At 35.6% G+C, this 24,946-nt stretch carries 22 protein-coding genes and 1 pseudogene; 2 read left to right on the top strand and 21 right to left on the bottom strand.

The window, feature by feature from the left end:
* The 11 genes and pseudogenes from RYO55_RS01990 to RYO55_RS01940 all read right to left on the bottom strand — a co-directional run.
* Nucleotides 1–446 (bottom strand): annotated as a pseudogene (locus tag RYO55_RS01990) (protein-ADP-ribose hydrolase); the annotation flags it as partial.
* 108 nt (nucleotides 447–554) lie between these two features.
* Entirely contained in the window at nucleotides 555–1,322 is a 768-nt protein-coding gene (locus RYO55_RS01985) for an antibiotic biosynthesis monooxygenase (protein WP_314983951.1), read from the bottom strand.
* A gap of 10 nt (nucleotides 1,323–1,332) precedes the next feature.
* Nucleotides 1,333–2,673 carry a radical SAM protein gene (locus tag RYO55_RS01980; RefSeq protein WP_287507972.1) on the bottom strand — a complete coding sequence of 447 codons (1,341 nt, stop codon included), beginning with the start codon at nucleotides 2,671–2,673 and terminating at the stop codon, nucleotides 1,333–1,335.
* A gap of 128 nt (nucleotides 2,674–2,801) precedes the next feature.
* Nucleotides 2,802–3,287, bottom strand: coding sequence for a prolyl-tRNA synthetase associated domain-containing protein (locus RYO55_RS01975; RefSeq protein WP_287507975.1), 486 nt, complete (start codon nucleotides 3,285–3,287; stop codon nucleotides 2,802–2,804).
* Nucleotides 3,288–3,393: 106 nt separating this feature from the next.
* The gene (locus RYO55_RS01970) at nucleotides 3,394–4,416 is read right to left on the bottom strand and encodes a DMP19 family protein (protein ID WP_314983949.1); all 1,023 of its coding nucleotides are present in this window, start codon (nucleotides 4,414–4,416) and stop codon (nucleotides 3,394–3,396) included.
* Nucleotides 4,417–4,539: 123 nt separating this feature from the next.
* Nucleotides 4,540–6,051, bottom strand: a complete 1,512-nt coding sequence (locus RYO55_RS01965) for an SMI1/KNR4 family protein (protein WP_314983948.1) — start codon at nucleotides 6,049–6,051, stop codon at nucleotides 4,540–4,542.
* A gap of 29 nt (nucleotides 6,052–6,080) precedes the next feature.
* Nucleotides 6,081–6,551 (bottom strand): glycosyl transferase family 4, encoded by a 471-nt coding sequence (locus RYO55_RS01960; RefSeq protein WP_314983947.1) that lies wholly within the window; start codon nucleotides 6,549–6,551, stop codon nucleotides 6,081–6,083.
* Between the two features lie 20 nt (nucleotides 6,552–6,571).
* On the bottom strand, nucleotides 6,572–6,970 hold the full coding sequence (locus RYO55_RS01955; protein ID WP_314983946.1) for a bacteriocin: 399 nt from the start codon (nucleotides 6,968–6,970) through the stop codon (nucleotides 6,572–6,574).
* A gap of 28 nt (nucleotides 6,971–6,998) precedes the next feature.
* Nucleotides 6,999–8,060 (bottom strand): ankyrin repeat domain-containing protein, encoded by a 1,062-nt coding sequence (locus tag RYO55_RS01950; RefSeq protein WP_314983945.1) that lies wholly within the window; start codon nucleotides 8,058–8,060, stop codon nucleotides 6,999–7,001.
* A 220-nt stretch (nucleotides 8,061–8,280) separates the two neighbouring features.
* Nucleotides 8,281–8,916, bottom strand: a complete 636-nt coding sequence (locus RYO55_RS01945) for a DUF6037 family protein (RefSeq protein WP_038125337.1) — start codon at nucleotides 8,914–8,916, stop codon at nucleotides 8,281–8,283.
* 44 nt (nucleotides 8,917–8,960) lie between these two features.
* Nucleotides 8,961–9,377 carry a polyketide cyclase gene (locus RYO55_RS01940; RefSeq protein WP_314983943.1) on the bottom strand — a complete coding sequence of 139 codons (417 nt, stop codon included), beginning with the start codon at nucleotides 9,375–9,377 and terminating at the stop codon, nucleotides 8,961–8,963.
* Nucleotides 9,378–9,578: 201 nt separating this feature from the next.
* On the opposite strand from RYO55_RS01940, the gene RYO55_RS01935 reads away from it, so the two are divergent.
* On the top strand, nucleotides 9,579–11,864 hold the full coding sequence (locus tag RYO55_RS01935) for a TonB-dependent receptor (protein WP_314983942.1): 2,286 nt from the start codon (nucleotides 9,579–9,581) through the stop codon (nucleotides 11,862–11,864).
* 106 nt (nucleotides 11,865–11,970) lie between these two features.
* On the opposite strand, the gene RYO55_RS01930 is transcribed toward RYO55_RS01935, so the two are convergent.
* The 8 genes from RYO55_RS01930 to RYO55_RS01895 all read right to left on the bottom strand — a co-directional run bounded on the left by RYO55_RS01930 (nucleotide 11,971) and on the right by RYO55_RS01895 (nucleotide 18,414).
* The gene (locus RYO55_RS01930; protein WP_314983941.1) at nucleotides 11,971–12,624 is read right to left on the bottom strand and encodes a DUF4304 domain-containing protein; all 654 of its coding nucleotides are present in this window, start codon (nucleotides 12,622–12,624) and stop codon (nucleotides 11,971–11,973) included.
* 105 nt (nucleotides 12,625–12,729) lie between these two features.
* On the bottom strand, nucleotides 12,730–13,209 hold the full coding sequence (locus tag RYO55_RS01925; protein ID WP_287508545.1) for a pyridoxamine 5'-phosphate oxidase family protein: 480 nt from the start codon (nucleotides 13,207–13,209) through the stop codon (nucleotides 12,730–12,732).
* Between the two features lie 16 nt (nucleotides 13,210–13,225).
* Nucleotides 13,226–13,864: a hypothetical protein gene (locus RYO55_RS01920; protein WP_287508547.1), complete on the bottom strand. Its 639-nt coding sequence runs from the start codon at nucleotides 13,862–13,864 to the stop codon at nucleotides 13,226–13,228.
* Between the two features lie 135 nt (nucleotides 13,865–13,999).
* A complete protein-coding gene (locus RYO55_RS01915) occupies nucleotides 14,000–14,425 on the bottom strand; it encodes a hypothetical protein (RefSeq protein WP_314983938.1) in 426 nt (141 codons plus the stop codon).
* Nucleotides 14,426–14,502: 77 nt separating this feature from the next.
* The gene (locus RYO55_RS01910; protein WP_287508550.1) at nucleotides 14,503–15,300 is read right to left on the bottom strand and encodes a hypothetical protein; all 798 of its coding nucleotides are present in this window, start codon (nucleotides 15,298–15,300) and stop codon (nucleotides 14,503–14,505) included.
* Between the two features lie 69 nt (nucleotides 15,301–15,369).
* A complete protein-coding gene (gene rlmD, locus RYO55_RS01905; RefSeq protein WP_314983935.1) occupies nucleotides 15,370–16,887 on the bottom strand; it encodes a 23S rRNA (uracil(1939)-C(5))-methyltransferase RlmD in 1,518 nt (505 codons plus the stop codon).
* A complete protein-coding gene (locus RYO55_RS01900; protein WP_156697474.1) occupies nucleotides 16,887–17,555 on the bottom strand; it encodes a TerC family protein in 669 nt (222 codons plus the stop codon). The genes rlmD and RYO55_RS01900 overlap by 1 nt, the downstream gene beginning before the upstream one ends.
* A 199-nt stretch (nucleotides 17,556–17,754) precedes the next feature.
* On the bottom strand, nucleotides 17,755–18,414 hold the full coding sequence (locus RYO55_RS01895; protein ID WP_039964892.1) for a TerC family protein: 660 nt from the start codon (nucleotides 18,412–18,414) through the stop codon (nucleotides 17,755–17,757).
* A 269-nt stretch (nucleotides 18,415–18,683) separates the two neighbouring features.
* Here RYO55_RS01895 and RYO55_RS01890 point away from each other — a divergent pair, with 269 nt between their 5' ends.
* On the top strand, nucleotides 18,684–20,042 hold the full coding sequence (locus RYO55_RS01890; protein WP_314983933.1) for an MATE family efflux transporter: 1,359 nt from the start codon (nucleotides 18,684–18,686) through the stop codon (nucleotides 20,040–20,042).
* A 52-nt stretch (nucleotides 20,043–20,094) separates the two neighbouring features.
* On the opposite strand, the gene uvrC is transcribed toward RYO55_RS01890, so the two are convergent.
* Nucleotides 20,095–21,921 carry an excinuclease ABC subunit UvrC gene (gene uvrC / locus RYO55_RS01885; RefSeq protein ID WP_314983932.1) on the bottom strand — a complete coding sequence of 609 codons (1,827 nt, stop codon included), beginning with the start codon at nucleotides 21,919–21,921 and terminating at the stop codon, nucleotides 20,095–20,097.
* Between the two features lie 134 nt (nucleotides 21,922–22,055).
* Nucleotides 22,056–24,908, bottom strand: coding sequence for an excinuclease ABC subunit UvrA (uvrA, locus tag RYO55_RS01880; RefSeq protein ID WP_314983930.1), 2,853 nt, complete (start codon nucleotides 24,906–24,908; stop codon nucleotides 22,056–22,058).
* Nucleotides 24,909–24,946 lie beyond the last annotated feature (38 nt).

The raw sequence follows: 24,946 nt of genomic DNA, 5'->3' as shown, positions 1-24,946 counted from the left end.
CCCGTTTTTTCAGGCATTTCCATATACTCAGTCATTCTAGCACATTCCATACGAAGCTCAATACCAGAAAAGGTATGAATAGCGTTATCAATACACTTATGATTTGGAGCAAAACATCCGAGCAATTTATTATTGGCTGCATTTACAATAGCGTCTACAGATAATCGAGTAATATCTCCTTGCCACAGATAAATCTGAGGCTCTCGCTCTTCCATATCATTAATGGTTACGATTCCCTTTTCACGGGCTAATGTAATTAAATATTCATCCTCTATCTTCATCCATTCAACAGGCATAGCACCAGCAGGACGAATATTACATAAAGATCTAAAGAGTGTAAACTGCTCTTCTTCGCTCACAGGGATATCTATATATTCGTTATGCTTCTCTTTGTATTCTGCTACTAAGCCTTCAAGTAAATAACGTAATCGTTCTTGCTGTGTCATATATAACTCCTAAATAGAATTAACTAAAGTATAACCTATTATATAGCAAAAAACTGCTAGCACATAATATGCTAGCAGTAACTTTACTGATTAGTATTATATCAAAAACTAAGGTCTAACAAAAGCTTGACCACCATGATTAACGAGGATATCCCCATCTAATACTTTAGTAGTAACCCCTTGTAGACTACCTTGGATTTGGCTCATCATAAAGCGATAGCCTGGGCTATTCAAGTGTTTAGTAAGGGCTTCCTGATTGCTATAGATCTGAATAACGTACCAGTGATTTTTTGCGTTTCTTTCACGAAGCACATAACCAGCCTTATAACCCGCATCATCCCGAACGGCACGTTCCATATCGAGTTGATATTGTCGTTGTACCGTATCGATTTCATTGCTATCAACAGTAAACTCAGTTAAGGTAACTACTGCCTTACCATCATTTACGATAGATAATGCATCTTTCTTTTCAAATAAAAGTACAGACTGTACATCGTACATCTTACGATTTGTTAATTTAGAACCGACTTCATTAACAAATGCTTGATAATAGTCAGATTTGCGATGTGCTTCAATAGCAGCTAAATCTTTATAGATTTCAACTACATAAGACTCCGAAGGATTCCCCTTTACATGAGCCACATTCATGGACAATGTATTAGGCTCTTTTTCCATAGATGCTGTCAGATTGGCTACACCTGCACTATTATAAGTTCCTTGTAGCTCTACAGGTACTTCGAAACGATACATACCTACACTAGGTGCTGTATCTACAGATTGATCTCGCTCCATAACAAGAGCTGCAAAAGATGTGCTTACACCTAATACGGCTATAGCAGATGTTAGTACAATACGTTTTAGTAAATTTTTATTCATACATACTCCTTTACATATATCTTGATAGCTTCTCGGCAAACAAACCGATACGCTTATAAGTTAACAACTCACATACTCTTGATGTAAATTGTCCAAATCTACGGTAAAAGAAATTAAAAGTTAGATATGCTGGTATTGTACCGATAGTTTTAGGCATGCGACGAAATATATTTTTTATGGAATATAGCTCTTTATAAATCCAAAGATACCCTTTTTCTAATTCTTCTTTAGACATACCTAATGGTGATACAACTACGTGAGACGTATTGTATTTTGATAAATCATAATCAAAAATTCTATTTTGAGCTTCCATTCTCTTGTAGAATTCAGTACCTGGGTACGGTGTGACAATATGTGATGTAATCGTATCAATTTTCTGGCTAATAATCCAATCTAACGTATTTTTAAAAGTCTCTGGTGTATCTCCATCTAAGCCAAACACAAAGCTAGCATTAACCATAATACCACGCTTATGTAATTCGTTAATAAGTCGTTCAAACTCTTCACGATTATTTTGTATTTTATGAACGCTAGATAAAGATTGAGGGCTGATACTTTCAAAACCAATAAATAAACTCTGGCAACCAGTCTCTTTCATTAAATCCATCAATTCAGGGTATTGTCCTATTTTCATAGTAACCGCTGCATTCCAGTTTAACTTCAAAGGTTTAATACGTTCTAAAAACTGTTTAGTCCAAGAAATATTACCAATAAAATTATCATCAATAAACATGATATGTTTTGTACCTAATCTTTTGATATCTCCCAACACATCCTCTATATTGCGATTAATATATTGGTGTGTTCCAGAACTATTATAACAAAAATCGCACTTATGAGGACAACTTCGACTAGTAGAAACAACGTTATACCATAAGTAATCGGTCTTATCTATCAAGTCATATGCAGGTGATGCAATATCATCTCCAGATTCTAAAGGCGCAGAAACATATTGAGATTGCAACCGACCATGTTTAGTATCTTCTATAATTTGAGGCCATGTATTTTCTGCGAAACCTATACAAAGGCTATCAAATGCCTCCTTAGGTACGGTATCGAATGCTGTCGTAATATGTATACCACCAGCAATCACCTTAGCCCCTTTCTTTCTATATATAGCTGCAATTTCCATTGCTCTAGGCAATACATCAACAGTCACCGCGATGCCTACTAAATCAGGTACATCATTAAAATCTATTTCTCTAATATTTTCATTTTCAATTGTGACCTCACACTCATGCCGAATAATATTAGCCACAGTTAATAATCCTAAATGTGGTGACATACGTATTTTTAAATCTGTATCCATTGGACGCTTCAACATACGTGGTTGAATCAATTTAACTTTCATATAAAACCTCTTATATAACAAATGCTCTACATTATTATAAAAGATTATGAGACCTTTTGCATATAAAAACATCCTATCTATGAAAACTATATTGAGTAATATTAGTTCCAACAAATAGGATGTTACGCTTATATTGTTATATATTCAATAGTTGTACCATGTTCTTCAATAAGTTTAACTAAGTCTTTACCTTGAAGCCACACAGTCGCATCATTTTGGTTCGGATGAATGCCGATTAAATTATTTTCGTAGTCCGCATCAATATAATAATGTACCTTACGGTCCTCATCATGGAGCAAGCAAAATGGAGATACATGACCTGGTTTAATCTTCAATATATCCCATAGTTCTTCTTCGGAACCAAAGGAAATTTTTTTAAGTTTGTGATCTTTACGAAATTGTTTTAAATCTACACGCTTTGATCCACGAACGGTAATTAAATAGTAATGCTCCCGCTTATGGTCTCGAATAAATAGATTCTTCGCATCCCACTCAGGATACGGCAACTGCACATTTGGCTTATCGTCCATACTAAATAATGGTGCGTGATCTGTAATTTCAAAATCGATATGATGGTCACGCAAACAATCATATACACCTTGTTTATCTAACATGTAATACCTCTAATACATCATTTCTGCTTGGTGAAAGTAGATAACATGATAAAAGCGATTAACATAGTGAAAATACCGATTATATCTTGTTAAATATATCCCAAACTTATTCTGGAATCGTATAGGTTCCATCAAATACAAATAACTGAGGATTCTCATGTACAAATACATCTTCCAAGATACCATCATATGTATATACTGCATCATCTTTTTCATCTAGGAAATCAAAGAACTCTGGATTATCCTCATATTGTTGTAATAAGTGCCACCGCTCCGCTCTATCAAATGGTACTGTACCGCCAAAGAAATCTAGTACTGATTGGAAGTTTTCTGCCAATTCTTTCATATTGAATAGACGCAACCCCGCTAAAGCATCTTCCCATACGATGCCTGTTGAATTATAGAAGAACTGATGATGTCCGCCATTATTGACCTCAGCAAAATACCAACATATTGCATTAAGATATCGTTGCTCAATAGTGAAGCCTTTTGCAGATTCTAAATAGTCATCATATGAACCATAAATATTGATACTCCAATACGCTGGTTCATTTATGCTCCACATATCATCAGTTTCTTTAATTTCTTCAACAGTTATAGTCCGATCTTGAGGTACACCTTTCCTATTCTTCTGTTTTTCGGCTACGTATTTACTATAAGCAGAACACAATTCTGGGTAATCAGACTCACACCTTTCAAAATCCATCTGCATATAACACATATCAATAAGCTCAAAGAAATATCCTTTTATATTATTTCGATTCTCACTAACAGCTAAGCGTATACCATTATCTACAAGTGCTAGTATATGTTGCATATTATTTGATGTATATGCTTCATTATTATTCGAAGCAATAAAGCCGTAAGAGTAAGCACAACGATAATGCCACACAGCATCTCTATACTCTTCATCTATAGAGTTTAATACCTTGATGGCTTCTTCCGGTTTATCATTATTGTTATACGCTCTACCAAGCTCACCTAATAAAGGTACAGATAGATTCTCGATGCCCACACCAGTTAATGCCTCAATAATCAGCTCCTCTTGTCCTATATCATTAAGATCTTTAATAGTTTGTAATTGCGCCTCTTCAGAAAAAGATAAAAAACGTTCAACACTTAAAGACATACAATACGCATCCCTTCATCCCAATTGATATGTTTATGAAATCATTCTTAAGTAGTAATATTAACCAATACAATATAAGAAACATTGATTAATAATGATTGATTTATATGATGGGTTATTTACTTAGCTGCCACAACATACATAAAAGACAGGGATACCATCTTCATTATCGATGAGGCCATGTCCCTCGCACTCATGTCCCTCGTATTCTATGCCTTCATAGAATACATGATCGCCTAATTCTTTATTAGCCATTAAATTTTGTAACTTAAAGGTAAGTTCTTCTCCCGTAAAATATTTACCATTATCGGCAATAATATAGGCCATGATTTCTACTTGCCACATGTTATCTTCTTTTTCTTCTTCTAGTAACTCTTCATCGTTTAAACGTTCATTATTATGGAGCTGATTTTCACTTTCGATCCATGCTTCATAAGTCACTAAAATTTCAGGCTCTTCTAATAGCGCTAATGCACTTTCCTTAGCACCATACTCAGCATACTCCTCTAATATTTGATTAAACTCTTTAGAAAAATTCTCTTTACTATATGATTTTTTATTGAATACCCAATGCACTGCACTGTAAGAAGGATAGTTATCCTCTGATATTTCAAGTCGCTCTGCGTCAAGTTTATTAATTTCAGTATTATGGCTCTTATTAATGAACGTTTTGATCGTTTCAAAAATCATAGGATAATCCTTTTCATACTCACTTGGCTTTATAAAAGATAAAATATATTCTACCACTTCACAGCACCAGCTCAATTGTTTTTCTAAGTGTGCTTCTTTTGTCTTTTTCATAGCAGTTTCAATTAACTGTAAAGCTTGCTGAACATGTTCAGAATGATAGCTTTCACCATGTGCTAAAGAGGCATGCGCATAACCCTTACGATAATACCAAGACCAATCACGGTAAGACTCATCAATACGTTCAAATAACTCAACAGCTTCTGCTGCACGGTCATTATTATTGTAGATACGTCCTAAGGTACTTAACAATATAGGAGATAAATTATCGATGCCCATATTAGTTAAAAGCTCCATAGCACGATCAATATCTAGGTCCTCTTGTTCATTAATAAGTTTTACCTTATCCTCATCACTTAACGCTTGAAACTCTTCATCCGTAATGTCTTCTATACTTATATATAATTGCTTAATAAAATCCCCAAAACTATCTGCTAATAGAGTGATGGAGTAATCCCCTTCTTGGTCTACTCGGACTACCTTAGGCTCACCTGTAGGACCACACTCACGATAATCGAGAAAAATCATATCGTGACCGCCAGAAATCGTATCCGCCACCACGACACCAATAGGAGGATATTCCCATTTAGAAATCCAAAATTCGTTGCCAAATTCTCCAAAGATAGAGTTCTTTTTATCTCTATCAATGCCATATATACCTGTCACATATACACATTCACCATCATTATTAATAAAGCAGTTCTTATTCAATACACCGCCATTATGATTGTTAAGTAATTCAACATATGCTGTAGGTAATGTATAGCCCAACTCAGATTCAGCATCCTTAATATCCTTATCGGTAATAGGTTTACCTATATAGGATTCAAATGCATAGTCACAATCATTCCAAAAACCGGTCCAATCAAAGTCTTTTAGATTACTCATAATACTCTCTCCTAGTTAAATAGATTATTTTAACCAAATGGTTTATCATCAGTGGAATATTCTTTAATTAAAGCTTTTGCCTTGCGTCGTATCAAAATGGTATCAACAATATAGGAAAAAATAATATAAGGAGATACATTTATAATCGCTATAGGGGCTAACATAACTACTACTCGCAATAGGTCAAGGGAATATGCATACCATTCAAAATCAATGGTACTTAAAATTGGCTTCACATAATCTATTACGCTTACTTCCCATTGCATTAAGGGGTTTAATTCTTCACTAGTTCCTGATAGCCAAACGAAACTTACAGCAAAGATCAAACAATATAATATACCAATAGGAATCAATATCTTCGCTCTCTTTTTTAATAGATCACGGCAAATCGCATCTTCTTCCTCTGGTGTTACATCATATACCATATTGCATTGAATCTGAATCCGTCTAAATCGATAGCGAATATACTTATACAAAAGGTTATTCGGTGTATATAGCATAATAAGCTCCACAGTATCCTTTACAAGCTTTCCACCTTAGGTCTTAAATCTAACACAATTACCCAACTATCTAATGCTGGTACCTTATGATGTGCGATAAAATCTGCTATTATCTGTAATACCTCTTGGGGACCTTGCTCATTTTTACCATATATAATAGCGCCTCGGTCGCCATTATTAGTTACACTAATTTCTATATGTAATAAATCAGTATCTTCATCACTACAAACTTGTATAAAGTTATACTGTTTATTATCTATGAGGATTTTATTTGATGGGGATACAATCACAAAATCTTGCTCTTGATCCGCAATAGCATAGAGATTTTGCTCAACTTCATTCAGTGTAATACCTTCATGTTTATAGGTACCTACATCAATTGACCAATCAGTATATGTTTTATCGAAGTCAGCTACCATATGTACATACTCTCCTTTATGACACATATTAAAATAAACGTTCTAATTGACCTGACATATCCGCCATAAATTCATCAAATTTACAAAGCTCTCGTAACTCTTGATGTTCTATATCATAGCAACTTATCTTCTTAGTTTTAGGATCCCACACAATTTGGAGATCATTATACTCGCCTAGTTCTTTAGATAAACGTAATAGATTACGACGTCCTAATTTAAAGGGAATCGTATCAATAAGTGGGAAGAACTCTATGGATATAAAATCGGTGTCTGGTAATTCAAAGTAAAGAGTATCGCCCTCTAAAAAATTCACTAATATTTTTGGTAGTTTAAATGGTTTTAACTGATCCATTTTATTTTGTATATCATGGAACTCAGCAGGCTCTAAAGATTTAAAATACTCTGCCATTTCCATATCGCCCTTTTCAATGGCAATGCTATAGGGACGCATACCATCCTTTTCCGTAATGGTTACATCAGCACCATGTTCTACCAAGTATTTACACATCTTTAAGTCTACATACCGAGCCGCAACGCACAAAGGAGTCGGCTTAAAGGGATATACAGAATCAGGCTTGTTGTAGTTAATGTCTACACCATTATGAATAAAGAAATCTAGAACCTTATAATTACTATTTGTAATGGCATTTCTGAAAGCTTTACCGCCATATTTCTGTACACTATGGCCTAAGTCATGAATAATTTGTAGGTTCTCATATTTCTTGCCATATAAAGCAGCTTGAAAGGCATCTACTTTCACACGGTTCAAAGCATGAACATTGGCACCATGATCTACAACATAGTCTATAATCTCTTTATTACCATACCGTACAGCTAACAAGAAACTTGGATTTTCTTCATCATTTAGATCTACGCCATGCTCGACTAACCATTGAATACTTGGCAAGCAACACATGACAAGAGCTAATTCTAAAGGTGTATGCTCACTATATTCACCAATTTCTATAGGTTTATTAATATTCCAACCATTGGCTAATTCATTTTCTAACACGCTAACATTTCCTGTTACAATATCCGTTACAATGTGAGGCACAGATTCAAATGTACCTAAATCTTTTAACTCTATCATGTCTCTCTCCCATGAACTATATTTTTAAAATGATTATCACTAATTACATTATATTACATTTATAAGTATGATTGTATAGTAAAAGCCCCTCGTATAAGCGAAAGGCTATCATATACCAAATACAATTCTAAAATCTCAATTTATCTTTTCATAACGAAATAACAAGAACATTAATAAATTTTAATCCATGCACATTTAAAAATTGCATTCCACAGATAGTCTATTTACCATGACGCTTGGCAACTTGACAGATAATCTCTTCATCACTCTTTTCATCACTTGGATTAGGAGAAAAATAAAAACTAAGATTCTGATCTTCTCTATATTTATAATATAAAAAAGATCTTAAAGTACGAGCCTTATTACTATTTTCTATAGTTCTAGTATTCTTATGACCATTTGTACTCCCATTACGTTTAACATCATAACAAAATATTGCATCAGGATTATTACCTTCACATCTTGAACCTTCTAATCTCCTAAGCAAATCGCTCTTTTCCTCTATTTTCTTAACAGGTATAAACTTTGCAAAAATTTTCGAAAAATCAATAAATAAGTCACGATTAGCATCGCTTCTATTGATATTAAAAAATTTAGCGAACTCATCTCTACTATTAAAATATATTTCCCAAAAATCTGCATAAGCATGAATAGAATCTTTAACATTATTGCCTCTAATAAATTCTAATTTTACTTTTGCATAATCACTTGGTTTTCTCTCCTTTTCGTTATACACTTTAAGAATAACTACATAATTTTCACTCTTATACTTAAACCAAAAAGTATCGATTATCCATTCATTTTCCTTCATACTCTTTAATAACTTTCGAAGATTTTCAAATCTAACCTCAGCCACAAAACGCACCACCTTCTATTTTGATAAAACTAATCTTATAAATATTATCTAACAGCGTCAAACTCTTCACAATTCAGTTTTGCTTTTAAATCTCTAAAATATATTTTTTGTTGTCGTTTCAAATATAAGCTTATAAATGGCTTAAGTATTGATTTTTTAGAGACAATATTTTCTGTAAAATCTAGAATCGTTTTATCTCCCTCCACATAAAATTTTCCAATCCAAGTACCCTTAATATTTTTATTTTCTATCTCAAATATCCATGACTGGTATTTAATACATTCTGTAATTTTAAAATAAGTTTCAATACCATCCTTTGTAATCTCTATAAAGCTATGCTCATCTATAATTCTTACATCTTTTAAATCACTTCTCCATGAATAATCATTCAGATTTGTCACTGTATCCCATACTATTTCTATTGGACATATTAATGTAGCTTTTAAATTAGAAACTGCCATAGTAATCACCTCAAATATATTAAAAATACACATAATCAATAAAAGATGGATTAAACTCTTTAATCTACTTACATTTCTCTACAAACCCATCAATAATATTCATATTAATATAAGTAGTATTCATAACATGATAATATTCAGAAACATATTCCAATGATATACTTAAAATAGTGTATTTTTATTTATTAAAGGGTTGTGTGTATGAGAAAAAGTAAATGTAAGAAAAAAGCAAGTGGTTGCAATCAGACCATTACATCGAAAGCTCTATTATTTTCCATGATTTTAACGGCTATGAGTGGTCAAATTGTAAATGCGATTGACAAGAATGTAACAGATGAACCTGTAACATTACCAACTTATAATGTGACTGTGACAGCTACAAGAACAATGGAAGACATTGTAAAAACACCTAGTTCTGTTTCTGTTGTAACAACGGAAGATATTGAAGCGCGAAGAGCTGATACGGTAGCAGATGCTCTACAAATGTTGCCTGGTGTTTATAAAAGCCAAAAAGCCAATGGCGGCTTACAAATCCGTGGATTTGACTCTACAAATACATTAGTACTACTTAATGGTGTACCAATGAATAATACATTTAATAATAGTGTTGATTGGGAAGCTATACCGGTACATTCAATTGAACGAATTGAGCTAGTACGTGGCCCTAGCTCTTCTTTATATGGTGGTAGAGGTGTGGCAGGTGTTATCAGCATACAAACGAAACAAGCAGAACCAAAACAATCCGTAAAAGACATTCATTGGCATGGTCAAGTTGGATATGGCTCTCATGGAACACTGAATGACGAGTTAGGCTTTGACGCTCGTGTATCAGATCGTGTTGCTGTTGGTATGTCTTTTGAACAAAGACGTACCGATGGATATCCAGGTTTCTTCATTACTGGCAAAGCAGCAAAAATTAAACCTAATACAAAAACAGTGACACCTGATAATCCTGTACCACAAACCAAAGATGGTGCCTATCTATTAGGTAGTCGAGGTAATAAGTCATATAATAATAAAAGTCTTTCAACCTATATAACGATGAATCTACGTGACAAGGAAGCTTTAACATATTCATATCTATACACAAAAAATAGATATGCCTATGAAAATCCTATGAGTACGATTACAGTAAATGGTAAACCAGTTTTCTCAGGAAACATCAAAATAAATGATCAAAAATATGTGGCTCTTAGAACAAGTAGATATTTAGGCTATGATGGATTGAAAGAATATCACGCTCATAATTTACAATATAAAAATGACAAGAGCAAATTACAAGTTATTTTTAATGTATTGGATCGCAAGAAAGACGGATTCTCTAGTCCTAATAGTCCAAACACACCAAACTATAATGGACCTGGCGATGACTCCTTCTACCCTGGAAAAACAATTAACTTAGATGTACAAAAAATCTGGGACCGTATGGGTAAACATACTCTTGTTGCTGGATTAAACTGGAAAAAAGAAAACTTTGATCAAAAACGAAGAGAACTAACAAATTGGAGAAATCATTCCTCTTTTGATTCTACAACATATCCAGGTGGATTGTATGAAATTAACAAAGGCGCTACTAACAATCTAGCATTATTCATACAAGATACTTATCGACCTAATAATGATTGGGCAATTTATACAGGGCTTCGTATAGACCGATTTAAAAAGTACCATGGACAACACGTTACATATGATAAGGTTAATAAAAAATATGACACCGTAAATCATGGAGAAGGCACATATACAGAATTGAGTCCTAGATTGGCTATTGAACATTATTTGAATGACTCTTTGAACGTGTATGCTTCTTACGGACACTCCTTTAACCCACCTCCATTGAGCCAAGTGTATCGATATAGTGATATTGTAAAAGCCAATCCTAACTTAGATCCAGAACGGTCTGACTCATTTGAAATTGGTCTAAAAAAAGAATGGAATACAAAAACAACATTAAATGTATCTGGATTCTATGTAAAAACAAAAGACAAAATAAAATATGTAACCTATTATGATCGTAATGGTGATGTAGATTATAAAATGTATAATAATGTGGACCTAGAAACTCGCCGTGGTGTAGAACTAGAAGTTCGACATAAATTATCATCAAAATGGTCTGTATTTGGAAATTATACTTGGCAAATGGGCCGTATTAAACACAAAGAACTTCCTAATACAAATACTAACGAATATACGGAAGTAAATTATGATATTCCTAAACATATATTCCATGCAGGGCTTGAATATACTAGTGGCAAATGGAATGCACTTTGGGATACTCAATATGTAAGTCGTCGTCAATCTGTAGATGACATTACTGGTCAATATGGTTCTGAGGATAGTTACTTTATTTCTAATATAGCTATGAATTATAAGTTCTCTAAAGAGGCGACATTGCAGTTTGGTATTCAAAATGTATTTAACCGCATATTCTTTAATGATGAAGCAACAGCCGGTCGTACATACTCCGCAAGTATGAAGTTTAAATTCTAGTAATCATTGGTCAAATTATAGTAAAAGCCCTTCATATATGATATGTACCCCCTTTACTGGACAACCAGTAAAGGGGGTACATATCACTATGCGAAGGGCTTCTCTATTATTTGTCTATTTCGAGTCCATTGATAAAAGCAAACTTAATCATATCAGCTCCATAAAACCCTCCTTCATCTAATAAGATACTTTCCTTCGGCAAGTCTTTCAAATGATTATAAAAGCCAATATATTTACTTCTTAACTTATCTTTTTCTATTATCTTATTAAAATACTGCTGAGCCTTAGCTTTTCCACCAAAGTGATAAATATAATACAGTAAATTATGATTAATTATATCTCCATCTATAAACTTTTCAATATTACTTTCTGTATCTTCAAAATCATCAAATATTGGTATGATATGTTCCTCAAGTAATTTGCTAACTTCATCTACAGTATACTGATAGCTTGCTCCTGCTAATTGCCACCACTGCCAAGCTTTTCTATTTAATAAACTTCCAAGTTCTCCGCCATAAACAAATCCATTATGATAATTAGCCTTCTTCATATCTTTTGAATAAATAAAAATATGTGGAACAAATTCTATACTACACGCATAATTATTTCTATCAGCCTGAAAACGGATTTCAAATGTAAGATCTTTATTTTTAGAGATTTTCTTTAACTTCTGACCTTTGCCGGTCACCTTAAAATCTGGAAAATGACTCGCTATATCCTGCCACGCTTTTTCACATACTTCTCTAGGCTTCAATGTCATACTAATACTCCTTAAATATCTTATAATTTGTTTATTTTAATTATATTACATCTACTAGTATGATTGTATAGTAAAAGCCCTTCGCTTATGCGAAGGGCTAATCTATTATTTCTCTTGTACTTGTTTACCACTCATATGTTCAATGGTAATTTCAAACATTTGTGTTGCTCGCCCATTACGAGTAATTTGTTCATCAGCTAACGTTTCATCAGGATAATACTTCATAGCAAATTCTTTTAATCGATCTATAGATTCTGGACCTGCCTCTAACAATCGACATTTTCCAAATACAACTACACTTTGTACATATGGTGCCCAGGATTCAGATTCATCAATATGCTCATTACCATATACGGTAAAACATACCTTATCTGAAGCTTTCAATGCATCTACTTTATGACCAGCTTTAGCTCCATGAAAGTAAATCTTCTTACCAGCACAATCATAAAAGTAATTAATAGGAATAGCATAAGGGTAGCCATTATCTCCATTCATGGCTAAAATGCCTCGACGATTAGATTGTAATAAAGCTTCTACAGCACTATGGTCTATTTCATTTATCTTCTTACGAACTGGTTTAAACATAATATATCTCCTAATTTTATTTATTAATCGTGTTTACAAGATACATAAAAGTACCACTATTAGTATCATCAACTTTAGAATATTCTTTCCAATTTATGGGATACATACCACTTAATACTATAGGTGCTTCCATTCCACGCATTGTTCCTTTTCCTGTATTAGCGGACCAATTCATGCATCCAGTTTTAATAGAACCCTCCTCAATAGAGAATTCAGCATATGTACAATTTACTTTTGTCGGAGGCTTTAGATAAGACATCTCACTAGTTATCTTAATAGTATAACCTTCAATAAATTTACTAGTCTTATCCTTGAACTCCTCTATACGCATTATATCTTTTAAATAGTTATAACAACCTTGATCCTTAGCGCCTTGCTCCTTCAACACATACACTTCCCCATTTATAGTTTTAATGCATCTTTTTGTCGTATATTTAAGCTCAATAGGAATCCATTTGCCATCTAATATAACAAGAATATCAAGATGTAAGCTAGGATTAAATTCAGGCACAAATTCTAATCGAATTTCACAATCAGGGTATTTCTTTTTTATGAGCCAAGCTAAGCTAAACTGAAAGTCTGCTTCAGAATGAAATATTGGTCGCCACATACTCAATAGGTGCATTATCTCATGAATATCTAAGATTGATTCCATAACACATACCTCATCGAATACAATACATCTATTTATTCTAATTATATTACATTTATAAGTATGAATGTATAGTAAAAGCCTTCAGATAAGTGAAGGGCTTTTAGTCTAGACAACAAAATATCATTATTGATTATTTTAATATCCACGATATTCATGCAATAAGTGAGATAGTTTATTATTCAACTCTATAAAATTTATCAAATAATGCTCATCTATATAAAATTGTTGATTGGTAATTCTATCTTTTGTAGCTAAAATTTGCTCTTCTTTAGATGACGTACATCTGAAACTAGGAATGATGCGATTTCTCTTATAAACAATATCTGAAAATAACTCGGCTATTTCTGCACCAGCATTTTTCGTAATTGTTTGAGCAATAGGCGCTTTAAGTTGGCCGGATTCTCTATCAATCAAGTCGTACCAAGAATAATCACTATCTGTATTAATAATGTTCTCTATAATAAAACCATTATTAGAGATAAATACTGAAATAGCCATCCCCAACAAGTAAACATAGTCGTCCTTAGGTAAAGATATCCTAGTTAGTGATCGAAGCTCCATTTTATTACTCCTATAAAAGATACAACTTATATTATTTATCCACAAAAAGATATAATCCCATAATAGTTTATAAAATATCAATTTAAAATAGATATTTGTCTATCACTATATATTTTTGTTTCAAAGTAATCATAGCCTATATTTGACGCATTCCAGTCTCCAGCAACTATAATAAATTTATCTTTATTTTCAAATACCATATTTCTTATTTTTCTATAAAGGTTTATATCAGGAATAGATAATATAAAATGATAATTAGGATTTGCTATAGGAGCTACTAAATAAATCTCATTTTTATCATTATCGTAAAAGCGACCTTTTACACAAGACTCAATTATTTTAAAGCCGAAAACACCTTTAGGATACCAGTATGCAGTTCTATCATCTAAAATCATTCTTCCAATCTTCTCATCTCCATATGAGTAATTAGGAGGAAATTGTTTACACATAGAATATATCTGCTTTATTGTTCTAAGTGTATGATTATCATGATCTCCATATGAAGGCCGTTTAGAATCCTTCGGTGAAGGTTTCGAATTTTTCTTAACTAAAAGATTTTGCATTACACTTTCAAAAGAAAAATTTAACTCATTAAATTCATTGTCATCAAAAACGACTGAACTATTTGCATAAGGACAATTAGCAATATGTTTATACGCAGATTTAGTTGCTCTAAAATATGCTTTCCGAGAGCCATCACCAGCACATACAAATAATTTACTATTACATAGCGGATTTGGACAATAAAAAGACTTATCCCTATTTTCTTCAAGAGCCTCACTTGCTAGTATTATATCTCGTCTTTCTTTATCTCTATATGCATGGTTAGCCAAAGAATCATCTCCATTTATAATTAACCAACTTACTAATCCCATTATTATATTTCCTATAAAATTTACTATAATTGAATTTCTCTCCCGCTCTTACATAACCAGTACTAATACTTACTGCGTCACTTCGATCCTAGTGAGCAAAGCCACTGCCTCAACGTGAGCAGTCATTGGGAACATGTCCACAGGTTGAACTTCTTGTAGTTCATAGCCGTAATGTGTGAGAATTTCAATGTCTCGCGCCATGGTGGCCGGATTACAGGATACGTACACAATACGTTTTGGTTCCATACCTGCTGCAGAGGTTAGTACTTCTTCTTTACAGCCTGCCCGGATTGGATCGAATACAATCACGTCTGGTCGTACGCCAGCTTTATAGAGTTTTGGCATTTCTACGACCGCATCAGCGACGATAAATTCTGTATTATCATAGCCATTGCGGTGCGCGTTTTCTCGAGCATTGATAATGGCTGGTTCTACGATTTCTATACCGATAACATGTTTTGCCTTATGGGCCAGGAACAGTGAAATGGTACCTGTTCCACAATACGCATCGATAACTGTTTCATTGCCTTTTAGATCCGCATATTTTAGTGCTTGATCGTAAAGCACTGTAGTTTGTTCTGGATTCACTTGGAAAAAAGAGTGAGGTGATAAGGTAAACCGCAAGTCTTTAATATGGTCTGTAATAGTCCCATCTCCATAAAGGATACGATTTTTAGGCCCAAGAATAACATTTGTACGTTTACCATTCACGTTATGAATGATTGTTTCCACTTGAGGCACACGTTCAGTCAGGTTTTTAACCCACTTTTCTTGATGCGATAAGTTATCTGTTGCGGTTACAAGAATAACCATCCATCCAGATTGCCCAATACGTCCAATGATATGACGCAACACCCCTTTTCCTGTATGTTCATCATATGGTTCAACATCAAGCTCTTTAGCAATTTGATAACATGCTTGCGCAATGATATTGTTGCCTTCATCTTGTATGGGACAATTCGTGCCTTGCACGATATCGTGAGAGCCCATGGCATAGAATCCCATTAGAATATTACCTTTAGTACCACCTACAGGCATTTGCATCTTATTACGATAAGCCCAAGGCTCTTTAGGTCCCAATGCAGGTTTAACTAAATCTGGGTTTTGATGACCAATGCGTTCTATAACATCCTTCACCTTTTGTGTTTTTAGTGAAAGCTGCCCTTCATAGGTAATATGTTGTAATTGGCAACCACCACAGAATCCGTAAAGATCACAACTAGCATCGATCCGATTCGGTGCCATAGTAACGATTTTCAAGAGTCTACCTGTAGCATACGTTTTTTTCACCATAGTAATAGATACTTTCACTGTTTCCCCAGGTAAGGCAAAGGGAACAAACACTGTAAAGTCCTCTACGCGACCTACCCCTTCGCCACTACTGCCAATACCGTGAATGGTAACTAATACTTCGTCCCCAAGTTTAACAGGGGCATTCAAAAGAGCTTGTTGTTTTTTAGATACAGAAGTATTGGTATTTTGTTGTCCATTATAATGATTGGAATTCTGTTTCCCATTAGATCGATTTTTATTCTGTTGTTTAAATTTCGATTTATTCTTACGAGATGTACGACTTGTACCATTCATTACGAGTCTCTTTTCTTCCAAATTTTAATCATACCAGTTACAATGAGTACAAAGAATACAGTTCCAAATTTCACCAATAACTCTTCCCCTTGAATATAGGGAACAAGGAGTGGATCTTCTACAATCATTTCACCAGCAACCCAACCTAATAAAGCACCACCAGCCCAAAGGATGACAGGAAACTTATTAATGATACGAGCAAATAGTGTAGAGCAGAACACAATGATTGGAACAGTGATTAACATACCAACAATAACGAGCTCTAAATGTCCTTTAGCGGCACCAACTACGCCAATTACATTATCGATACTCATCATCGCATCAGCCACAATGATTGTCCAAATGGCTCCCATTAAGGAATTCTTAGCTTCGATATGTGCATCTTCATCTCCACCTTTTAAGAGTTGAATGGCAATCCATACAAGTACAAGTCCACCACCTAAGTGAATAAGAGGAATTAAAGTAAGTGCTTCTACTAAAAGAGTGGCAAATACAAGGCGCATTCCAATAGCCCCCACTGTACCCCAGATAACAGCTTTCTTTTGTAATTCTGGTGCCAATTTACCCGCTGCCATCCCAATAACAACGGCATTATCCCCGGCCAATAATATATCGATCAAAATAATTTTGCTAATCGTTATCCACGTTGCAACTTCTAAAAATTCCATTCTATACTTACCTCAATTCACTCTGCTAATTCTATAACTATCCCTTAACTATACCACAAATTCTCTATTTTCTCATCTAAAAGAAAACTCTTAGACTACCACTGTTATTCTTAAGATTAGCCTATAAGGTTCTTTATAAGACTATACTTTTACAAAAAAATATCTCTCCTCCTATGACTAGAAGAAGAGATATATTACATTATTTTTTAAGTTTCTTTACTAACAAAGATGCCCCTACTACGAGGATAACAGCACCAATTTTAATGAGTAATGCATACGGTTCTACGGTATGTGAAATTAATTTATCTTCCACACTCATCGCTGCACCCACCCAGGCAAGTATACCGCCACCAACGTAAAGGATGATTGGAAAGCGTTCGATAACTTTTACAAATAAAGTACTACCATAAATGATAATAGGTACTGTAATAAGCATACCGACAGCAACTAATGTCATATTACCACTAGCGGCACCAACTACACCAATAACATTATCAATACCCATAATTCCATCTGCAATAACAATGGTCATGATAGCAGCGCGCAAGTTATCTTTAGCCTCGATATTGTGCTCGCTATCATCATCAACAACAAGCTTGTAACCGATCCATAAAAGAAGGATACCACCAACTAAACGAAGAGCAGGAATATTGTTCAATGCCTCTACAAATAGGAATGCCATAACAAGACGTAAAATAATAGCACCAGCTGTGCCCCAGAAAATCGCCTTCTTCTGTAAATGTGCGGGTAGGTTGCGAGCCGCCATACCAATAACGATGGCATTATCACCAGCTAATAAAATATCAATAACGATGATTTGAAGCATCGCTAATAAGCCTTGTACAGTTAAGATGTCCAATGTATCCTCCTTAGAATAAAACAATAGTATATATATTATAATCGATATAGTAAAGTAGTGTAAAATTCAATTATCAACATATATATACGTTTTTATCATAATTCTTTCTTATTAAATAAGATAGTTTATATAAGGTCATTTCTCCCCTTACATAATCACAATATGGGCTCTATTTTTTATAAATTTAATTCCTTTTCCCCTTAGGTTTTGGCTATTAAATTAAGCTACTTTATGGTATGGTATAGTATATCGTTACTAGGGAGGTTAGTATGTATCAAACATATTCTATACCGCAAAAATTATGGTTGTTCATAAAACTATTTACTCCAATGTGCATCACTCAATTTTCCCTGATTGGGGCGACCTTTATCGCCATCTTTTTAACGGGGCAATATAGTACGACTGATTTAGCTGGTGTTGCTACGGGATATAATTTATGGCTCCTCTTCTATATCTTTGCACAAGGTACATTAATGGGTATCACACCAATTATTTCTCAACTATTAGGAGCTAATAAAACAGATGATATTCCAATAATCTTTCATCAAGGCCTTTTCATCGGTACAGGACTAGCATTTTTAATTTTACTAATCGGTATATTCGGCTTACGCCCTTTATTGACATATTTAAATCTTGAGCCGGCTGCCACCGAGGTATGTATTAGTTATCTGAAAGCCTTTGCACTTGGTTTATTCCCATTACTCTGGGTAAATACCTTGCGTAACACTGTCGATTCTCACGGATTAACGCATTACTCCATGGCCATCGTCTTTACAAGCTTTGTGATTAACGTATTCTTAAATTATGCACTCATCTTTGGTCATTACGGTTTTCCTGAAATTGGTGGTGTTGGTGCTGGCTACGGTATTGCTGGTGCCTGTTGGACTAACTTAGTTCTATTTAGCTTAGTCATTCTATTGCATCCTAAGTTAAAAGGCTATCGCATCTATAAAGATTTCCATAGCCCGAATTTTCACTATATCCGTGAACAATTACAAGTTGGTATTCCCATAGGTTTTTCTATCTTTTTTGAAGCTAGTATCTTTAGCATTGCTGGGCTCTTAATGGTTCACTTTGGATCTGCTGTAGTAGCAGCTCATCAATCTGTCATTTCTTTTACTAATGTATTCTACTGCTTACCATTAAGTATCGCCATGTCCTCTACCATTGCCGTTGCCTATGAACTCGGTGCAGGACGAAAAATAGAAGCTATCCAATACTCTTATATTTCTCGTGTATTAGCTATCATTATAGCTGTTCTTATATGCGCCTTTACGTTCACCCATATGGATAATATTGCTGATCTATTCACCAATGATGATGAAGTATATGAGCTTATTTATAACTTCCTCGGATATGGCGTATTCTTTGCTGCCATCGATGCCATAGGTACTCCATTACAAGGTATTCTAAGAGCCTATAAGGATGTAAAAGTAGTGCTTTACATCTCGCTCATATCCTATTGGGGCGTATGTTTCCCAACAGCTTATACCCTTGCTAAAAATCCTAATTATGGACCATTTGGCGTATGGATTGGTTTGTTGGCTAGCGTAGTAGTTGCGGGTATATTATTTACACTTCGCACATACTACATACAACATTACAAACCTAGAACTATTGTAAAATAATAAAATCACCTATTGATTACGCTCAAGTGTAAGTAATCAATAGGTGATTTTTTTATTTTAGAGCCTCTTGTTTCTCTACTTTGGACATACGGAAAAAATTATATAGCGCTTCTGCCGTTTTATAATTCATAGATTCTATATTTGCAAGTTCATCAATAGATGCCTCTTTCATGGCCTCTAAACTATTAAAGTGAGCCCATAAGGCCTTACGGCGTTTAGGCCCAATACCTTCAATATGGTCAAGAATAGATTCAAGATTTCGCTTACCCCGCAACTTACGGTGATAGGTAATGGCAAAGCGATGCGCTTCATCACGAATTTGTTGAAGTAATTGAAGCTCCGGCGTGTGATGACTCAAAATGATACTTTCAGATTGTCCCTCTACAAAGACCTCTTCAATACGCTTAGCCAAGGAGATAACTGGCACATCTGTAACACCAACGGCACGGATTAACGGCAAAGCCGCATTGAGCTGACCTTTACCACCATCGATGATAATAAGATCTGGCATAGGCCAGTCTGTTTCATTCCCGTAACGACGTTCCATGATTTCAGCCATCGATTTAAAATCATCAGGTTTACCTTGTGTGGTTTTCAGTTTAAAGCGGCGATATTCTTTCTTCGCAGGCTTGCCACCTTCAAAAACAACCATAGAAGCCACCGTTTCAGTTCCTTGTGTATGAGATATATCAAAACACTCCATACGTTCGGGTAAACGTGGTAAGTCGAGAATCTCGGCTAGCTTCTTAACCGCCCCGCCAGTCTTATCGATTTGGTGCTGCCACTGACGACGACGTTCTTCAAGGAAAGTTTCTGCATTTTCATGAGCCATCTTGATCATATCCATCTTATAGCCACGTTGTGGCACAGATACATCTACGTGTTGACCTTTTAACTGTGTAAACCATTCCGTTAATAAGTCCCTATCTGTACTCTCCATAGGTAGTAGTAACTCTTTAGGAATAAAGTTTGTATCTCCATAGTATTGCTTGATAAAGTCCGTCATAATGGTTTCTGAACTATCGCCATCATGTTGCACAAAGTAATTCTCACGGCCTAACAGACGACCACCGCGGATGAATAGCAACTGTACACAGGCCATCGATGTATCTACAGCCAATCCTAAGACGTCTAAGTCGCCACGTTGGGTAACCATGCGTTGTTTTTCTTGTATCTTTTCAATGCTAGACAATTGATCACGATAACGTGCAGCATCTTCAAAGCGCAAATCTTCTGCAGCAGCCTCCATCTTTGATTTAATTTCCTTTAGCAATGGTATAGGTTTACCTTCAAAAAGTTCTATGATTTCGTCAATATACTTCCGATAATCGGGTACCGATATTTTATTAAAACACGGTGCCTCGCAGTAATGCATATGATACTGTAAGCATGGGCGTTCTACCTTCATAGATTTACAGGTCCGCAATGGATAGTACTGTCGTATTAATTTCAGTACCACATGAACAGATGTGACATCTGTAAAAGGGCCAAAGTACTTAGCTCCATCACGCTCTAGGCGACGCGTCATATATACTCGAGGATAGTCCTCTTGCACTGATATTTTAACATAGGGATACGTCTTATCATCACGAAGCCTAATATTATATTTCGGTTCATGCTCCTTGATAAGTGTATTCTCCAAGATGAGCGCTTCCATCTCCGTTTTTGTTTGAATGACTTCCACATCGACGGCTCGTTTCATCATGGCCGTAACCTTTGGTGCGCGGTTCGCATCGTTACGTACATAGGAACGCACACGGTTGCGCAGATTAATAGCTTTACCTACATAGATGATGCGGTTATATTGATCGCGCCATAAATAGACACCTGGCGTCGTTGGCAGATGACTGACCTTTTCCAGTAATTCTTCAGACGGCATGTTTCCTCCTTTCCTTGTAGATTACAAGAGAATAGCTTACACACTTCTTTAAATAATGCCCTTTATGAGTTGAAGAATGTAGTCTATTCTCTTTATGATTTTTCTTTTATAGAAACTTAATTATATGTACTATTTTATTTCTTATGCTTCGCTGCTTTCATAAATTTCTTAGTCTGTTCCAATACAGGCCCTAAGAACTTGCCGGTATAGCTTTCTTTCACCTTAACAATTTCCTCAGGCGTACCAGTTGCCACGATAGTGCCTCCGCGATTACCACCTTCAGGACCGAGGTCGATGATATGGTCAGCCATCTTAATAACATCTAAGTTATGTTCGATAACAACAACAGTATCTCCGCCCTCTACAAGTTGTTGCAATACATGTAACAACTTACGAATATCTTCAGCATGAAGACCTGTAGTAGGCTCATCGAGGATGTATAGCGTTTTACCGGTGCTACGACGCGCTAGTTCTGTAGCTAATTTAACCCGTTGAGCCTCACCACCAGATAATGTAGTAGCCGCCTGACCTAAACGGATATACCCAAGGCCAACCTCTTGGAGGGTAACCATCTTACGGTTAATTTTAGGGATGGCACTAAAGAATTCTACCGCATCATCAACTGTCATATCTAATACGTCAGCAATGGATTTACCTTTATATTTAACCTCCAAGGTTTCACGATTATATCGCGCTCCTTTGCAGACTTCACAAGGCACATATACATCTGGAAGAAAATGCATTTCAATCTTGATAATACCATCACCACGACAAGCCTCACATCGACCGCCTTTTACGTTAAAGCTAAAACGACCTTGTTTATAGCCGCGCATCTTTGCTTCCGGTGTTTGACTATAGAGCTCGCGTATGGCATCGAATACACCTGTATAAGTAGCTGGATTGGAACGAGGTGTACGGCCAATCGGACTTTGATCAATATTGATGATTTTATCGATATGTTCAAGACCACGGATTTCTTTATGAGCTCCTACTTTGTGGTTAGAGCGATATAATTGATTAGCTAAACCTTTGTAGAGAATTTCATTAATCAAGGTAGACTTACCAGAACCACTGACCCCCGTAACGACAGTAAATATTCCTATCGGAAATTTTACATTAATATTTTGTAAATTATTTTCCTTCGCACCGCGAATCTCAATACAATTCTTACCTGGTTTACGTCGCTCTTCTGGTAGCGCAATAAACTTACGACCACTCAAGTATTGTCCAGTGATAGAATCTTCTACGTTCATCACTTCCTCTACCGTACCAGACGCAATGATTTGACCCCCATGCTCACCAGCACCTGGACCAATATCTACTAAATAATCGGCAGCACGCATCGTATCTTCATCATGCTCTACAACGAGCAAGGTATTGCCTAAGTCACGTAACCCTTTTAATGTATCAATAAGGCGATCATTATCTCGTTGATGTAGACCAATAGATGGTTCGTCTAAGATGTATAATACGCCTACGAGGCCGGAACCAATCTGAGTTGCTAATCTAATACGTTGCGCCTCACCACCAGATAAAGTACCTGCACTACGGTTCATAGTGAGGTAATCTAAACCTACATTATTAAGGAACCCAAGACGAGCATTGATTTCCTTCAAAATTTGAGCACCAATCACTTGTTCACGCTCAGTTAATTGCAGATGACCAAAGAAATCTAATGCTTCTTTTATAGTTAATTGTGTCACCTCATTAATATTCTTATCCCCTACAGTAATGGCTAATACTTCAGGTTTAAGACGAGCCCCATGACATGTAGTACAAGGCTTAATAGACATAAACTTTTCAAATTCTTCACGCATAGAGTCTGTAGAGGCTTCACTATGACGGCGCTTAACCATCGGTAAAATACCTTCGTACTCAGTAAAGAATTCCTTTATCTCACCTCTCATATTTTCATAGGTGAAGCTTACCTTATCCGTCGTACCGTACATCACCTTTTTCTGTAATGCTTTCGGCAATTCATCATAGGTGGAGTCTAAGGAATATCCATTAGCTTTTAATAGACCTTCTACTTGACGCATAAACCAAGCATTAGGATTGGAGCTCAAGGCTTGCACGCAACCATCGGCAAAGCTAATAGATCCATCTGGAATAACGCGCTCCTCATCAACCTCCATAGTAGAACCAATCCCTAAACAAGATGGGCACGCACCAAACGGACTATTAAAAGAGAACATACGCGGTTCAATTTTAGGTAATGAAATATGACAATCTGGGCACGCAAAATGTTGGCTATACATGTGTTCAGGTCCGTCTACCTCTTGAATCACAACGATGCCTTCTGCCCATTTTGAAGCGGTCTCCATAGAGTCAGCCAACCGAGATTCAATGCCTTCTTTTACAACGAGACGGTCCACAACGATATCGATGGAATGCTTCTTATTTTTCTCTAATACAATTTCTTCGTCCAAGGTGCGCACTACACCGTCTACTCGAGCACGAACAAAGCCTTCTTTGCGAAGTTGTTCAAATACCGATTTATGTTCCCCCTTTTTACCTTGAATCATAGGGGCTAGCACTAAAACCTTAGTACCTTCTGGAAAGCTCATTACATCATCGGTCATTTGTTGTATTGTTTGCTGGGTAATAGGCTTACCACACTCTGGGCAATGTGCATGACCTACGCGTGCAAATAAGAGACGTAAATAGTCGTAAATCTCCGTTACAGTACCAACCGTAGAACGAGGGTTGCGACTCGTCGTCTTTTGGTCGATAGAAATGGCTGGAGATAAACCTTCAATATAATCGACATCGGGTTTATCCATTTGTCCCAAAAATTGACGTGCATACGCAGACAGGGACTCAACATAACGTCGTTGCCCTTCTGCGTAAATCGTATCAAATGCTAGGGATGATTTACCCGAACCACTGAGGCCAGTTAAGACGATAAACTGATCCCGTGGTAAGGATATATCAATATTTTTTAGGTTATGCTGACGCGCACCTTTTACAATCAATTGATCTTTCATTATCTTTCCTATTTAAAGAGATGATACCAAACGGCATC

This window comes from uncultured Veillonella sp. (assembly GCF_963551295.1).
GTDB lineage: Bacteria > Bacillota > Negativicutes > Veillonellales > Veillonellaceae > Veillonella.
Note: the sequence above shows the minus strand (reverse complement) of the source record. Positions and strands in the feature narration are given on the sequence as shown.